14 protein-coding genes and 3 pseudogenes are annotated in these 14,126 nt (G+C 73.0%); 7 read left to right on the forward strand and 10 right to left on the reverse strand.

From position 1 onward, the window contains the following. Positions 1 to 14: 14 nt before the first annotated feature. The 3 genes from AB0J86_RS35875 (at position 15) to AB0J86_RS35885 (ending at position 2,794) form a co-directional block, all read left to right on the forward strand. Positions 15 to 710 carry an SDR family oxidoreductase gene (locus tag AB0J86_RS35875; RefSeq protein ID WP_363862308.1) on the forward strand — a complete coding sequence of 232 codons (696 nt, stop codon included), beginning with the start codon at positions 15 to 17 and terminating at the stop codon, positions 708 to 710. After that, positions 704 to 2,311: an MFS transporter gene (locus AB0J86_RS35880; RefSeq protein ID WP_363862311.1), complete on the forward strand. Its 1,608-nt coding sequence runs from the start codon at positions 704 to 706 to the stop codon at positions 2,309 to 2,311. Before AB0J86_RS35875 ends, AB0J86_RS35880 begins: the two co-directional genes overlap by 7 nt. Positions 2,312 to 2,470: 159 nt before the next feature. Beyond that, positions 2,471 to 2,794, forward strand: a complete 324-nt coding sequence (locus tag AB0J86_RS35885; protein WP_363862341.1) for an antibiotic biosynthesis monooxygenase — start codon at positions 2,471 to 2,473, stop codon at positions 2,792 to 2,794. 6 nt (positions 2,795 to 2,800) lie between these two features. On the opposite strand, the gene AB0J86_RS35890 is transcribed toward AB0J86_RS35885, so the two are convergent. Beyond that, positions 2,801 to 4,405, reverse strand: coding sequence for an FAD-dependent oxidoreductase (locus AB0J86_RS35890; RefSeq protein ID WP_363862344.1), 1,605 nt, complete (start codon positions 4,403 to 4,405; stop codon positions 2,801 to 2,803). Positions 4,406 to 4,672: 267 nt separating this feature from the next. On the opposite strand from AB0J86_RS35890, the gene AB0J86_RS35895 reads away from it, so the two are divergent. From AB0J86_RS35895 to AB0J86_RS35905, 3 genes are all read left to right on the forward strand, one after another. Next, the gene (locus AB0J86_RS35895; RefSeq protein ID WP_363862314.1) at positions 4,673 to 5,494 is read left to right on the forward strand and encodes a hypothetical protein; all 822 of its coding nucleotides are present in this window, start codon (positions 4,673 to 4,675) and stop codon (positions 5,492 to 5,494) included. Between the two features lie 33 nt (positions 5,495 to 5,527). After that, positions 5,528 to 6,469 carry a tyrosine recombinase XerC gene (locus tag AB0J86_RS35900; protein ID WP_363862317.1) on the forward strand — a complete coding sequence of 314 codons (942 nt, stop codon included), beginning with the start codon at positions 5,528 to 5,530 and terminating at the stop codon, positions 6,467 to 6,469. A gap of 96 nt (positions 6,470 to 6,565) precedes the next feature. Next, a complete protein-coding gene (locus AB0J86_RS35905; protein WP_363862320.1) occupies positions 6,566 to 7,753 on the forward strand; it encodes an aminotransferase class V-fold PLP-dependent enzyme in 1,188 nt (395 codons plus the stop codon). Between the two features lie 93 nt (positions 7,754 to 7,846). Here AB0J86_RS35905 and AB0J86_RS35910 read toward each other — a convergent pair. The 9 genes and pseudogenes from AB0J86_RS35910 to rimM all read right to left on the reverse strand — a co-directional run. Next, positions 7,847 to 8,428, reverse strand: a pseudogene (locus AB0J86_RS35910) (M23 family metallopeptidase); the annotation flags it as partial. A 448-nt stretch (positions 8,429 to 8,876) separates the two neighbouring features. Further along, positions 8,877 to 9,200 (reverse strand): DUF2469 domain-containing protein, encoded by a 324-nt coding sequence (locus AB0J86_RS35915; RefSeq protein ID WP_169598379.1) that lies wholly within the window; start codon positions 9,198 to 9,200, stop codon positions 8,877 to 8,879. Next, a complete protein-coding gene (locus AB0J86_RS35920) occupies positions 9,197 to 10,009 on the reverse strand; it encodes a ribonuclease HII (RefSeq protein WP_363862323.1) in 813 nt (270 codons plus the stop codon). Before AB0J86_RS35920 ends, AB0J86_RS35915 begins: the two co-directional genes overlap by 4 nt. Next, complete coding sequence (locus AB0J86_RS35925; protein ID WP_363862326.1) at positions 10,003 to 10,494, reverse strand: NUDIX domain-containing protein; 492 nt, start codon at positions 10,492 to 10,494, stop codon at positions 10,003 to 10,005. Before AB0J86_RS35925 ends, AB0J86_RS35920 begins: the two co-directional genes overlap by 7 nt. A gap of 15 nt (positions 10,495 to 10,509) precedes the next feature. Further along, on the reverse strand, positions 10,510 to 11,154 hold the full coding sequence (gene lepB, locus AB0J86_RS35930; protein ID WP_363862329.1) for a signal peptidase I: 645 nt from the start codon (positions 11,152 to 11,154) through the stop codon (positions 10,510 to 10,512). Then, a complete protein-coding gene (lepB, locus tag AB0J86_RS35935) occupies positions 11,151 to 12,044 on the reverse strand; it encodes a signal peptidase I (protein ID WP_363862332.1) in 894 nt (297 codons plus the stop codon). Before lepB (AB0J86_RS35935) ends, lepB (AB0J86_RS35930) begins: the two co-directional genes overlap by 4 nt. Positions 12,045 to 12,245: 201 nt before the next feature. After that, positions 12,246 to 12,602 (reverse strand): 50S ribosomal protein L19, encoded by a 357-nt coding sequence (gene rplS, locus AB0J86_RS35940; protein ID WP_363862335.1) that lies wholly within the window; start codon positions 12,600 to 12,602, stop codon positions 12,246 to 12,248. A gap of 152 nt (positions 12,603 to 12,754) precedes the next feature. Then, a complete protein-coding gene (trmD, locus tag AB0J86_RS35945) occupies positions 12,755 to 13,534 on the reverse strand; it encodes a tRNA (guanosine(37)-N1)-methyltransferase TrmD (protein ID WP_363862347.1) in 780 nt (259 codons plus the stop codon). 50 nt (positions 13,535 to 13,584) lie between these two features. Further along, positions 13,585 to 13,971, reverse strand: a pseudogene (rimM, locus tag AB0J86_RS35950) (ribosome maturation factor RimM); the annotation flags it as partial. Between rimM and AB0J86_RS35955 the strand changes: the two are divergent. Further along, positions 13,930 to 14,126, forward strand: a pseudogene (locus tag AB0J86_RS35955) (hypothetical protein); the annotation flags it as partial. The pseudogenes rimM and AB0J86_RS35955 sit on opposite strands and share 42 nt — an antisense overlap.

Below are 14,126 nucleotides of genomic sequence, written 5' to 3' on the forward strand. Positions count from 1 at the left end.
GGAGCTGCATCTACATGAGCGCCAGGACATTCGTGGTGGACGGCGGTACCAGCGGTCTCGGGTACCAGGTGGCGCGGATGCTCGCGCCCGACAACCGGGTGGTCGTGCTCGGCAACGTCGCCCAGGAGGTCGACGCGGTCCGCGAGGAGTTGGGCTGCGACGGCGTCGTCTGCGACGTGTCCCAGCCCGAGCAGGTGCGCGACGCCCTCGACGGGATCGTCGCCCGCCACGGGAAGATCGACGGCCTGGCCCACTGCGCCGCCCGCTGGGCCGGCGGGCACCTGGACGAACTCACCCCCGAGATGATCACCATGGCCATCCAGGTGAACGTGCTCGGCACCGCGCTGCTGCTGCGCGAGGCGCTGATCCAGATGCACCGCCAAGGGTACGGCAACATCGTGTACGTCAGCGCGCTCGCCACCGAGGTGCCGCGGCCCGGTATCCCGATCTACCGCGCGACGAAGAGCTTCGGCACCAGCCTGGTCGAATCCCTGGCCGAGGCACAGGGCACCAACAGCATCAAGATCATGGAGATCCATCCCGGCCCGATGCCGACGCGACTGCAGGAGCGCACCGGCGACCAGTTCCTCGACGAGGTGTACGCGCTGCCCGAACAGGTCGCCGCCGAGGTCGTGCGGCTGCTCCTGCTGAGCTCCGACGACCTCTACGTCTCCGGGCAAAAGGTGCTGCGCGCCGACGGGCGATGGTAAGCGCCGGACCTGCCGACGCCGAGCCGCCCCCCTCGGCGTGGGCGCCACTGCGCTTCGCCGCGTACCGCAGCCTCTGGCTGGCCCTGCTCGGGGCGAACATCGGTACCTGGATGCAGACCGTCGGCGCCCAGTGGTTGCTGGTCAACGACGCGAACGCGTCCACGCTGGTCGCCCTGGTGCAGACCGCGAGCAACCTGCCCATCCTGCTGCTCGCGCTCCCCGCGGGCGCGCTCGCCGACACCTTCGACCGGCGGCACCTGCTGATCTACGTCCAGTGCTTCATCGTCGCCGTCGGCGTCGCCCTGACGCTGCTCACGGCGACCGGGCACATGCCGCCGGCCCTGCTGCTGACCCTGACCTTCGCCTTCGGGGTCGGTCAGGCGCTGACCCTGCCGGCCTGGGCCGCCGTCATTCCGGACCTGGTTCCCCGTACCCACCTGCAGTCCGCCGCCGCGCTCGGCTCGATCAGCGTCAACGCCGCCCGCTCGGTCGGCCCCGCCATCGCCGGTGTGCTGATCGCGCAGACCGGAGCGGCGGTGGTCTTCGCGCTCAACACCATCACCTTCGTGCTCTTCGCGCTCACGCTCTGGCGCTGGCGTCCGGGCACCTCCCGGGCGGTCGAGGTGCCGGAGCGCTTCACCGCCGCGTTGCGGGCCGGTGGCCGGTACGTACGCCACTCGCCGATCGTGCGCCGGTTGCTGCTCCGCTCGGTGCTCTTCCTGGTGCCCGGCAGCGCCCTGTGGGCGCTGCTGCCGCTGATCGCCAACAAGCGGCTCGGCCTCGGCTCGGGCGGCTACGGCGTGCTGCTCGCCGCGCTCGGGGTCGGCGCGATCGCCGGCGGGCTGGTGCTGCCGCTGGTCCGGACGTACCTGCCACCGAACCGGTTCCTGCTCGCCACCGGGCTGGTCTACGGCGTGGTGCTGCTCGTCGTCGGGGTGGTACGCAACGAGGCCATCGTGCTGGTGGTGCTGGTAGCGGCCGGCCTGGCCTGGGTGACGGTGCTGTCCAACGTCAACGCCGAGATCCAGCTCTTCCTGCCGGGCTGGGTACGCGCCCGCGGGCTCGCCGTCTACCAGGTCGTCTTCGCCGGTGGGCAGGCGATCGGCGCGTTGATCTGGGGCATCGTCGCCGACGCGGTCGGCCTGGTCGTGACCCACGTCGCCGCCGCGATCCTGATGACCGCCGGCGCGTTGACGGTACGGCTCTGGCCCCTGCCGGACATGCGCGCGGTCGAGCGGGACCCGGCGACGTACTGGCCCGACCTGCGGCTCGCGCACGAGCCCGATCCCAGCGTCGGCCCGGTGGTGGTGATCGTCTCCTACACGGTCCGGCCCGAGCACCGGGAGGAGTTCGTCACCGCGATGGAGCAGGTGCGCGCGTCCCGACAGCGGACCGGGGCGGTGCGGTGGGGGCTGTTCCGCGAGGGCGAGTCCGCCGACCGGCTGGTCGAGGTCTACCAGCTCCCCACCTGGGACGAGCACCTGCGCCAGCACGGCGGGCGGCTGACCGCCGACGACCGGGCCGCCGAGGCGCGGGCGTACGCGCTGGCCGACGGCCAGCCGGCGGTACGGCACCTGCTGCCCGCGCACGCCGACCCGTAGGCCCATGCCGGCGATGACCCGAACCGATCCAAAGCCGTGCCGACGGCGACGCGAACGGGCTGCCGCTGCGACCGCCCGCCGCCGAGCCGACCACCCGCCGCCGAGCCGACCCCGGCGGCGGAATGTCGGCCGCACCGGTTACGGTCCCCGACCGTGACGATGACGATCGAGCTTGCCCGGTTCCGCATCCACGAGGGGGCGGAGCAGCGACTACTCGCCGAACGGCCGGCGATGATCGACGCGTTGCGAAGCCGCTTCCCCGCCTGCCTCGCCGCGTACCTCACCCGTGAGGACGACGGCGGTTGGCTCGACATCCTGGTCTGGCGGAGCCGGGCGGAGGCCGAGGAGGCCGCCCGGTTGGTCGACACGGTGCCCGCCTGCGCCGCCTGGTTCCGCCACATCAGCGAGTCCGGCGGGCTCCGGCACGTCGAGGTCGTCGACGCCCGGCCGACGCCGCCCGCGCTGGGCGCTACCGAGGACTGAGGCGGATCAGGCCGACAGCACCCGGGCGTGCAGCGCGGTCACCACGGAACGGGCGGACACGAAGGCGCCGTGCTGCCAGGCCACCTCGTGGCTGAGCCAGTCACCGGCGAAGTAGACCCGGCCGGCCGGCTGGAGCAGCAGGTTGTATCCGGCGGATCCGTACTGCGGCGAGGTCCACGCACCCTCCAGGTAACGGGTGCGGTCCCACGCGTGCGAGAACGAGGTGGCCAGCTCGGTACGGTACTTCTCGCCGTGGATCTTGACTCCCTGCGCGACCGCCCGGGCCTCGCGCTCGGCGTGGGTGAGCGCGCTGTAGGCCCGCGCGTTGGCGCCCGTGTTGTAGTACCCGACGACGAGGCCACGCTCGCCGTGGAAGCCGTACGACGGGTACCAGATGTGGGCGAGGTCGAGGTCGGTCTCCGTGATGCCGCCGTAGATCCGCTCGTCGGTCTCCCACCAGCGCCGTTTGTACTCCAGACCGATCTTGCCGGAGGCGGTGACCGGGAAGCTGGCCAGCGCCGCCGTGACGGGGGTACCGAGGTTGTGCGGAACCCGGGCCATCAGGTGCGGCGGCAGCGTGGCAATGCAGTAGTCGGCGCGGATCATCCGCTCCCGCCCGTCCTGCCGGTACCTGACCTCGACCCGCGCGCCCCGGTCGGTGACGCCGGTGACCTCGGCGCCTAGCTTGACGCGGTGGCCGCCGATCGCCCTGGTGAGCGCCCGGGGGATCTGGTCCATGCCGCCCACCGGCTGGAACATCAACATGGCCTGGTCGTAGCCGAGTTCGAACGAGAAGTACCGGCCGACGTTGCTGGCGAAGACGTCGGACAGCGACGGTGGCCCGGCCAGCGGAACGCCGACCTCGTTGCCGGCGCCCGGATAGCCGAGGTAGCCGCGGCGGTTCGTGCCGGTGTAGGCCCAGCCCTGGGTGCGGCCACCGATGGCACCGAAGTTCTGCAGGAAGGCGAGCAGCCGCTCCTTGTCCTCGGCGGTGAGCTGCGCGTCGAGCGCCCCCTGGTCGGTCGCCTTGGCGAGCAGCTCGGAGACGTAGCCGTACACGTCGGCCTTGGCGGTGCGGTAGCGCTGGGCCGAGGTCATGCCGGTCGACTCGTTGTAGATCCGGGCGTCCGCGTTGGCGTTGGTGAAGACCTCGATCGGCACCCCGAGCTCCCGGCAGTAGTCGAGGGTGACCATCCACTGTGCCAGGCGGGCCGGGCCGGCGTTGAGGTAGATGCCGTCGGAGAAGCGCGCTCGCTGGGTACGCCCGTCGAGGTCGGTCTCGGCGGTGCCTCCCCGTACCGTGAAGTTGCGGCCGCCGGCGCGTCCGCGCGCCTCCAGGATCGTGCAGTCGTAGCCCGCCTTGCCCAGCTCGTAGGCGGCGGCGAGCCCGGCGATGCCGCCGCCGAGGATCACCACCGAGGCACCGGCGCGACCGGTGAGGGAGAAGTCGGAGCGCTGCGGCGCGCGGAAGGCGGGCGCCGGCGTCGCGGCCGCGGTCGGTGCCAGGCCCAGGGCGCCCATGGTGGCGAACAGAGCGCCGGCGCCGCCGCTCGCGCCCACGGCCCGCAGGAAGCCGCGCCGGCTCACAGCGGATTGCGTCTCACCGCTCATCGTCCCTCCTGAAGATCGTTGGGACGCCGAGTCTTCGCGCGACGCGTTACGGGCAACGAGCGAGTCGAGTTTCCTGCATATTTCGATTGTTAACTTCCCGGCCTCGATCGCCCCGTCCGATCTGGATCCGCGTGCCGGACCGGCCGCCGCCCCCCGGCCCGTGCCCTTTGTCCGGGCTGTAGCCTTCGCACGGCTTCTCGCGCCATCTCTCGTTTTCGTACCACCGCTCGCGTCGGCGAGCTCCGGGAACACACGATAGGGACGGTCATGGCTCTGGTACGGCGAAACTCCCTGCTGGGACAGGCGGAACAGCTGGTCACGAGCGCGGTGAGCACGGTGGCCGCGCGGTCGAGCTTCGGCTCCGATGTGGATGGTTCGTCCGCACCCGCCGCCGGCCGGGCCACCGTGTACTCCGGGCAGTCTGCCGCAGGCGCGACGGCCAACGGGGTCGGCGGGGGTTCCGGCGGGGAGGACGCGGGCACCGCGACGACCGGCGGTGAGGCCGGCCCGGCGGGTGAGGCCGCCGCGGCGCCCACGCCCCCCGCCAGCCTCGGCGCGGTGATCGCCGCCTTCGCCCTGATCGCGGCGGCCGGCGCCGGTTCCTGGGCGATCTGGAGCAGCGGCGGCGCGGCCGCGAAGATCCAGCCGCCGGACACGACGGCGGTCTTCGGAGTGCTCGTCGTCTTCGCCGCCGCGGTCGAGCGGATCCTGGAGCCGTTCTCGCGCTGGCTTCCCGGACGGCGCACCGAGGCCGCGCTGGAGCGGTCGATCGCGGAACTGGTCAACCGTAAGCCGCACCCGACGCAGCAGGACCTCGCCGCCGTGGCCGAGGCCAAGGCGCGCGTCGAGCGGGCGCGCGGCAACCGCACCATCGTCGCCTGGGGCATCGCCACCGCCGTGGCCACGCTCGCCTCCACCGCCGGCGGCTTCTACATCCTGCACGCCATCGCGGGCGAGGGCTGGAACGGGCTGCCGGTCTGGGTCGACGGCATCGTGACCGGCGTGATGGTCGGCAGCGGCACCAAGCCGCTGCATGACATCATCAGCCGGGTCCAGAACGCGAAGGATCAGGCCGGCGCGGCGGCTTGACGCGAGCCGTCGTACCGCCGAGCGTCGGAGCCGATGAGCCGGAACTCCCGCGGTACCCAGGCGATGCACGAGGCCCTGCCGCCGCCGATGCGCGACGCGGTGGACGAGTTCGCCCGGCACCTCTCCCGGGTCGAGAACCGCTCCGCACACACCGTGCGGGCGTACGTCGGCGACCTCGTCTCGCTGCTCGACCATGCCGTGCGGATGGGGGCCCGGGCGCCGGGCGAGCTGGACCTCGCCACGCTGCGCAGTTGGCTGGCGCGGCTCCGTACGCTCGGCGCGGCCCGCACCACGCTGGCCCGGCGCGCCGCCTCGGCCCGTACCTTCAGCGCCTGGGCGCACCGGTCCGGCCTGCTCCCCACCGACGTCGCCGCGTCGCTGGCCAGCCCGAAGGCGCATCGTGAGCTGCCCACGGTGCTCCGCGCCGACCAGGCGGCCGAGTTGGTCGGCGCGCCCGGCACGGAGCCGGACCCGCTGGTGTGGCGCGACCGCGTGCTGCTGGAACTCCTCTACGCCACGGGCGTACGGGTCAGCGAGCTCTGCGGCCTCGACCTCGCCGACGTGGATCACGGCCGTCGCGTGGTCAGGGTCCTCGGCAAGGGCGGCAAGGAGCGCTCGGTCCCGTACGGCGTCCCGGCGCAGCGGGCCCTGGACGGCTGGCTGCGGTCGGGCCGCCCCGCGCTGGCCGGCACCGGCAGCGGGCAGGCGCTGCTGCTCGGGGCGCGCGGCGGGCGGCTCCAGCCCACCATGGCGCGCCGCATCGTCAACGGTTACGCCCGTGCCGCCGGACTGCCCCGGACGAGTCCACACGGGCTGCGCCACTCGGCCGCCACCCACCTGCTGGAGGGCGGCGCCGACCTGCGGGCGGTGCAGGAACTGCTGGGGCACGCCTCGCTGTCGAGCACCCAGATCTACACCCACGTCTCGATGGAGCGACTGCGCGCCGCCTACCGGCAGGCCCACCCGCGGGCGTAGGGCGCGCTCCGCCACGTCCCGCGGAACGCCGCCCGTACCGGTCGATCTGTTTGCACGGAGGTCCACCAGGCGCGAAACGGCTCGTACGATCATGTGGTGAGCCGAGCGCAGCCGACACCGCCCGAACCGATCCCCGGTGCTCGGCTGCTCTTCTCGCTCGATCCCGCGGTGAGCCACCTGAACCACGGATCCTTCGGGGCGGTGCCGATCCCGGTCCAGCGGGCCCAGCAGCGGCTGCGCGACGAGATCGAGGCCAATCCCCTGCGCTTCTTCACCCGGGGTCTGACGGACCGGATCGTCCACACCCGCCGGCACCTCGCCGGCTTCCTCGGCGCCGATCCGGACGGCACCGCTCTGGTCGACAACACCACCAGCGGGGTGGCGGTCGTGCTGCAGTCGATCGGCCTGGGCGCGGGCGACGAGATCCTCGGCACCGATCTGGGCTACGGGGCGGTCTCGCTCGCCGTCGAACGCGAGTGCCGCCGCACCGGGGCGGTCGCGCGGACCCTGCCGTTGCCGCCGCGCGCCACCGACGAGGAGATCGTCGAGATCATCCGGGCCGGGCTGCGCCCGGGCCGGACCCGGCTGCTCATCGTCGACCAGATCAGCTCGCTGACCGCGCGGCTGCTCCCGGTCGGCGCGGTCGCCGCCGTCGCCCGCGCGGCCGGGGTGACGCTGCTGGTCGACGCCGCGCACGTGCCCGGGATGCTGCCGGTGTCGGTCGACGAGATCGGCGCCGACTTCTGGGTCGGCAACCTGCACAAGTGGGGGTACGCCCCGCGCGGTACCGCCGTTCTGGTCGTGGCCCCGCCGTGGCGGGAGCGGATCGAACCGCTCGCCGTCTCGTGGGAGCAGCCCTCGGGCTTCCCGCTCAACGTCGAGTACCGGGCGACGCTGGACTACAGCACCTGGCTCGCGGCCCCGGTCGGCCTCTTCACGCTGCGCACCCTCGGGTTGGAGCGGGTCCGGACGCACAACGCCGCCCTCGCCGCGTACGGGCAGCGGGTGGTCGGCGAGGCGCTCGGGGTGAGCCCCGACGAGCTGCCGGACCCCGGCCCCGGGGTCGCCATGCGGGTCGTCCCGCTGCCTCCTCGGGCCGCGACCACCTTCGACGACGTCGTCGCCCTCAAGCTGGAGATCGGTGACAAGCTCGCCGCGGAGGTGCAGACCAGCTTCTGGCAGGGACGCGCCTGGTTGCGGCTCAGCGGGCAGGTCTACAACCACGCCGGCGAGTACGAGCAACTCGCCCGTCGCCTGCCGGCCCTGCTCGCCGGCCGGGGCTGAGTCCACGCCGGGCACGGTCCCACCTTCGCCGACCGGGAGCGCGCTGCCACGGAACCGGAAGTCGCCGGGGCGGGATCGGGCGCTTGCCGGGACGACCGGCAGCAGGCGTACCCGACCGGGCCCGAGCAGCGCCATCGGGTCGAGGTACTCCTCGCCGCGCCGCAGTCCCCAGTGCAGGCAGGCGGCGGCCGGGCAACCGGGGTGGCCGGCGAGGAGCACGCCGAGCGGGTCACCGGCCGCCACCGGGTCGCCCGCACGCACCACCGGCCGGACCGGCTCGTAGGTGGTCCGCAGCCCGCCGGGGTGGGCCACACTGACCACCGGGCGGCCGGCGACGGTACCGGCGAAGTGCACCACGCCGGCGCCGGCGGCTCGTACCTCGGCGCCCGGGACGGCAGCGAGATCGACGCCCCGGTGACCGGGCAGCCACGGCTGCGGCGGCGGGGCGAACCGGCGTACCGGGCGGGGCGCGCCCGCGAGCGGGTAGCGGAACCGCCGGCCGGCCGGACCGGCCGGGACGGCGGCGAGCCCCGCCGCACCGAGCCGGGACGGCTCCGGGAGCAGCACGACGGGCGAGGCGGCGGCCGGCGGCGGTGCCGCGCCACTTGGCAGCGGCAGCACGGCCACCAGCCCGGCGGCAATGATCGACCCGGCGCGGGTCCGCTCTCTCGTCATGGCCGCAGAGCCTTCCGGCCAAGAGCACCCGGAACAACCGCGAGCGGCGCGGCCTGTGGACGAGCGGACCGGCTGTGGACAACGCCGCAAACCGCCCGTCGATCTGCTATGGGTGGTCCCGTGCTCTCGCGGCGACGCAGGTCGGGACAGCACAGCGTCCGGCGGGTGCCCGACCCGCCAGCGCGAAGCCGGACGGAGACCCCGGCGCGAGGCAGGGCGGGACCGCCGGCGCGGGCGGCCGTGAGTACCGGGCCGGGCGCCGGGGCGCTACCCGCTCAGCGCGCGGACCACCGACACCGCGGGCGTACGCGGCCGGTGGAGCAGCCGGGGAACCGGGGCGGGTCGGCCAACGATCTGGTGCAGCGCGTGGAGGTCGCGGTTCTCGCGGGGTGACCGGCGGGCTGGGGCGGGTGGGCCGCTCAACCGGCCGGCACCCGCACGGGGAGGCTCAGCCGCCGAATCCAGAGTCCGCCGGAAGCGAGATTTCCGGCTTTTCCAACTCCTCGACGTTGACGTCCTTGAACGTCATGACCCTGACATTCTTGACGAAACGGGCCGGACGGTACATGTCCCACACCCAGGCGTCGTGCATCTCGACCTCGAAATACACCTCGCCGTCCGAGTTGCGCACGTGCAGGTCCACCTGGTTGGCCAGGTAGAACCGCCGCTCCGTCTCCACCACGTACGAGAACTGGCGGACGATGTCGCGGTACTCCCGGTAGAGCTGCAGCTCCATCTCGGTCTCGTACTTTTCGAGATCTTCCGCGCTCATCGCACTCCGCCTTCCATGGCCACATCTTCCCCCACGGGCGCGGGCAGCCGAGGCTGCTCGTCCAACGCCACGCCGACGGTACCCCCTGACGGGGCCGAGCGCTCCATCGGCTCGACGCCGTCCGTGCCCATCGGTCGCCGGGCGCGCGGTGGGCGGCCGGCACGGCCCGAGACGGCCGCCACGTTGACGTACGAGAAGCGATGCTCCGCGCACGGACCGTGACGCTCCAGCGCGGCGGTGTGGTCCGCCGTGATGTACCCCTTGTGCTCGGCGAAGCCGTACTGCGGGAACCGGCCGTCCAGCTCGACCATCAGCCGGTCCCGGGTGACCTTGGCGAGCACGCTGGCCGCGGCGACGCAGGCGGCGACCTGGTCGCCCTTCCAGACCGCGAGCCCCGGTACGCCGAGCCCGTCGACCCCGAAGCCGTCCGTCAGCACGTACTCGGGTCGGGTCGTCAACGAGGCGAGCGCCCGCCGCATCGCCAAGAGGTTGCAGACGTGCAGCCCGCGCGCGTCCACCTCGCCGGCCGGGATCACCACCACCGCGTACGCGAGCGCCCGCGCGACGACGTCGGCGTAGATCCGCTCCCGGGCGGCCGGGGTGAGCAGCTTCGAGTCGGTGAGCCCCTCGATCTCGCCGCGCCGCCCCTCCGGGAGGATCGCCGCGGCGGCGACCAGCGGACCGGCGCAGGCCCCGCGGCCGGCCTCGTCGGCGCCCGCCACGTGGCGGAAGCCGCGCCGCTGCAGCGCCCGTTCCAGCGCGTACAGGCCGCCCTCGCGGCGGACCACGGTCCGGGGTGGGGTCAGCACGCCGCCTCGCCTCCCAATGCCCGGCGCAGCAGCGCCGGCAACTCGCGCGGGTAGAAGCGCTCCCGCGTCGCCTCCAGCTCCTCGGCCGACCACCAGCGGTGGCCGTCGGTGGTGTCCCGCTCGACCTGGTCGAAGCCGGCGGTGTCGACCTCCCAGCTCGGCACCCGCAGTAGGAAGAAGTCCTGCTCCTGGCGGTACCAGTGGCCGTCGAACGGGTACTCCACCAGTTCGCGCCAGACCATCGCGCCCAGCGCCTCGGGCGCCACCCGCAGGCCGGTCTCCTCGGCCAGTTCGCGGGCCGCCCCCGCCGCCGGCGTCTCCCCCGGGTCGAGGCCGCCGCCGGGCGTGAACCAGTAGCGGTGCGCGGGCCGGGCCGGGTCGAAGCCGTGGAACAGCAGCACCCGGTCCGCGCCGTCGACGAGGAGCACCCGGGCGGCCTGCCGCGCGGTGAAGACCGTGCCGGGTTCGGGGCGGGTCAGCGACATCGGCTACCGGCCCGGTCAGCCCTGCGGCTTGGGTACCGCGTCGTAGGTCGACGGTACGGAGAGCCACTTGGCCCGGTTGACGGGCCAGAAGACGGTGAAGGCCCGGCCCACCACCGAGTCCTCCGAGATCGTGGCCAGGGTGATGTTCTCGCTCTGCTCCCAGTGCTCCAACGAGTCGCCCGAGGCGGACCGGTGGTCGCCCATCACCCAGATCCGCCCGGCCGGAACGGTGATGTCGAACTCCTCGTCGGCGGCGGGATCGCGGACCCCGTTCTGGCTGAAGATGTAGGGCTCGTCGAGCGGGTGGCCGTTCACCATGATCCGCTCCTGGGCGTCGCAGCAGACCACCCGGTCGCCCCCGACGCCGATCACCCGCTTGATGAAGTCCTCGCCGTTGGGGTTCCCGCTCCACTCGCGCGGCGCCTTGAAGACGATGACCTCGCCCCGGTGCGGGGCGCGGAAGTCGTAGACCAGCTTGTTGACGAGCACCCGGTCGTAGATCTCGAGGGTGTGCTGCATCGATTCCGACGGGATGTAGAAGGTCTGCAAGACGAAGGCGCGTACCAGGACCGCGACGAGGATCGCCACGCCCAGCAGGACCGGGAGTTCCCGCCAGAACGAACTCCGCGGTTTCGGCTTGTCAGTCTGCTCGTCAATCACGGATCGAGCCTACGATGCCGGCCTGCGCCCGGTCGTCCGGAACGCGCGGTCGTGAGTAGACCCCCCAGAATTGGCACAACAAGGGCCATACCTCCCGAGGTATCCGAGTTCACCGGTGGGGTGGCGCCACCGGGTGCCGGCGCCGCCACGGCGCGCGGCAGGTTGTCGAAGGTCGACGGGACCGGCAGCGAGGACCACCGGGCGTACGGCCAGACGATGACGAAGGCCCGGCCGATCACGTTGTCGATCGGCACCGGCCCCTGGCAGCGGGCGTCCTGCGAGACCAGCCGGTGGTCGCCCATCACGAAGATCTGGCCCGGCGGAACCACGACCTCGTCGAAGCGGCGGGAGCGGCACTCCCGCGGGTTCGGCGGCAGGTCGAGCGGCGAGTCCTGCAGCACGTACGACGACTCGTCCAGCGCGACCCCGTTGACGGTGACCCGGCCCTGCTCGTCGCAGCACTTCACGTGGTCGCCCGGTACGCCGATGACCCGCTTGATGAAGTCCTTCTCCCCGGGGCGGCTGACACCGACCAGGTCCCCGACGGTGCGCCCCACCTTGGCGAGGAGACCCGGGTCCGGTTCGGTCGCGAGCTGCGGCGCCCACCGGTCGGTACCGCGGAAGACGACGACCTCGCCGCGCTTGGGGTCGCGCACGTTGTAGATCATCTTGTTGACCAGCACCCGGTCGCCGATCAACAGGGTGTCCTCCATCGAACCCGACGGGATGAAGAACGCCTGGAGCAGGAAGGTGCGGATCAGGACCGCGAGGCAGAAGGCGACCACGAGCAGGAGCGGCAACTCCTGCCAGAGCGGCATCGGCTTGCGGATCCGGCGGACCCGGCGGCGCCAGGGCTCGACGTCTTCCTCTTCATCCACGCTGCGTACCACGCATCCCCCCGGTCCCGAGATACGCCGCTACCGCCCGGGCGGTCCCGGTGGGGCCCACCCGAGCGGCAGCGTGCGCGCATCTCACGTCGCCACGGCGACGGTCACGACCAACGTCTCGTGTCCCGTCTCTCCGTGGGACCAGAGTAGGGCGCCGCCGGTCGGGACGGCACCCCGAGATCGATCTCAGCGGGGAAGCCGAGCTCAGCTCGCCTGCTTCTCGCGCTTCTCCTTGATCTTGGCCTTCTTGCCGCGCAGCTCGCGCAGGTAGTAGAGCTTGGCCCGGCGGACGTCACCGCGGGTGACGACCTCGAGCCGGTCGATCGCCGGGCTGTTGACCGGGTAGGTCCGCTCGACGCCGACGCCAAAGCTGACCTTGCGGACCGAGAAGGTCTCCCGCAGGCCACCGCCCTGACGCCGGATCACGACGCCCTGGAAGATCTGGACCCGGGACCGGTTTCCCTCGACGACCCGCGCGTGCACCTTCACGGTGTCACCGGCGCGGAAGTCGGGGATGTCGGTCCGCTGCGACTGGGCGTCAAGCGCGTCCAGGGTGTTCATCGCTGCATCCTCGTAGGGCTCGCGGCGCACCGGAGTTCGGGGCGCGGGTGGGTGATTCTGATCTCCAGCCACGGTCAGGACGGGTCGCACCGTCGCGGCCGTTCCGGGGATCCTCGCAGCCGCTCGCGGCGCGGGCGACTGCGGCAACCCCCCTACTTTGCCATATCGCCGGTGTCGACCTGAAATCCGGCCCCGTCGAGCGTGGCGATGTCGCGCCGGTCGAGCGTCGCCGGCGACAGCGCCGCGAGCATGTCCGGACGCCGCCGGGCCGTGCGCAGCAGCGCCTCGTCCCGCCGCCACCGGGCGATCCGGCCGTGGTCGCCGGAGCGCAGGACCTCCGGTACGTCCAGCCCGCGCCAGCTCGGCGGCTTCGTGTAGACCGGCGCCTCCAGCAGCCCGTGCGCGTGCGACTCCTCCGCGAGCGAGTCGGCGTTGCCGAGCACACCCGGCAGGAGCCGGGTCACCGCCTCCAGGATCACGATGACGGCGACCTCGCCGCCGAAGAGCACGTAGTCGCCGAGCGAGACCTCGGTCACCGGCATCCGGGTGGCCGCGTGGTCCAGCACCCGCTGGTCGATCCCCTCGTACCGGCCGCAGGCGAAGACCAGGTGCGACTCGGCGGCCAGCTCGTGCGCGAGCGCCTGGGTGAAGCGCGTCCCGACCGGGCTCGGCACCAGCAGCCGTGGCGGCGGGGTCGCGGCGGCGGGCGGGACGAGCGCGTCGAGCGCCTCGCCCCACGGCTCGGGCCGCATGACCATTCCCGGGCCGCCGCCGTACGGGGTGTCGTCGACCGTACGGTGCACGTCGTGCGTCCAGCGCCGCAGGTCGTGTACGGCCAGCTCCAGCGCCCCGGTCGCCCGGGCCTTGCCGATCAGCGACAACTCCAGCGGCGCGAAGTACTCCGGGAAGATCGAGACGATGTCGACGCGCAGTCCGGCGGCGGGGCCGGCGGGAGGTTCGCGGTCCACGGTCTGTTCGGGGTTCACAGGTCGAGCAGCCCCTCCGGGGCGTCGACCACGACCCGGCCACCCGGCACGTCGACCTCGGGCACGATCGCCTTGACGAACGGGATCAGCGCGGTGCGCCCCTCGGGCCGGCGCAGGACCAGCAGGTCCGAGGCGGGCGCGTGGTCGATCCGGGCCACCTCCCCCAGCGGTTCGCCGGCCGGGGTGACCGCGGTGAGACCGACCAACTGGTGGTCGAGGAACTCGTCCGGGTCGCTGGGCGGGGCCACGTCGGCGCTGTCCACGCAGAGCAGGGTGCCACGCAGCACCTCGGCGAGGTCCCGGTCGTAGACCCCCTCGAAGAGCACCAGCAGCCGCCCCTGGTGCCAGCGGACCGACTCGACGGTCAACTGCTCGGGCACCCGTACCGGTTCGGCCCCGGCGACGTCCGGGGCAAGCTCCGCGGCCTGCCGCGGGACGCCACCGGGGGTGGCGGTGGTCTGCGCCCGAGCCAGGGCTGGGGCACGCGGGAGCAAATCATGAACGTCGAGTACGCCACCACGAAGTTCCTGGACGCGGC

Source organism: Micromonospora sp. NPDC049559, assembly GCF_040676675.1.
In the GTDB taxonomy this organism is placed as follows: Bacteria; Actinomycetota; Actinomycetes; order Mycobacteriales; family Micromonosporaceae; genus JBFAPK01.

What these genes read in the sequence shown, in the direction of transcription:
- AB0J86_RS35885 (WP_363862341.1), top strand. Translation starts at nt 2,471, where the DNA reads ATGACGATCGAGCTTGCCCGGTTCCGCATCCACGAGGGGGCGGAGCAG.
- AB0J86_RS35915 (WP_169598379.1), bottom strand. Translation starts at nt 9,200, where the DNA reads ATGAGCGCGGAAGATCTCGAAAAGTACGAGACCGAGATGGAGCTGCAG.
- AB0J86_RS35890 (WP_363862344.1), bottom strand. Translation starts at nt 4,405, where the DNA reads ATGAGCGGTGAGACGCAATCCGCTGTGAGCCGGCGCGGCTTCCTGCGG.
- AB0J86_RS35895 (WP_363862314.1), top strand. Translation starts at nt 4,673, where the DNA reads ATGGCTCTGGTACGGCGAAACTCCCTGCTGGGACAGGCGGAACAGCTG.
- AB0J86_RS35925 (WP_363862326.1), bottom strand. Translation starts at nt 10,494, where the DNA reads ATGTCGCTGACCCGCCCCGAACCCGGCACGGTCTTCACCGCGCGGCAG.
- AB0J86_RS35900 (WP_363862317.1), top strand. Translation starts at nt 5,528, where the DNA reads ATGAGCCGGAACTCCCGCGGTACCCAGGCGATGCACGAGGCCCTGCCG.
- rplS (WP_363862335.1), bottom strand. Translation starts at nt 12,602, where the DNA reads ATGAACACCCTGGACGCGCTTGACGCCCAGTCGCAGCGGACCGACATC.
- AB0J86_RS35880 (WP_363862311.1), top strand. Translation starts at nt 704, where the DNA reads ATGGTAAGCGCCGGACCTGCCGACGCCGAGCCGCCCCCCTCGGCGTGG.
- AB0J86_RS35875 (WP_363862308.1), top strand. Translation starts at nt 15, where the DNA reads ATGAGCGCCAGGACATTCGTGGTGGACGGCGGTACCAGCGGTCTCGGG.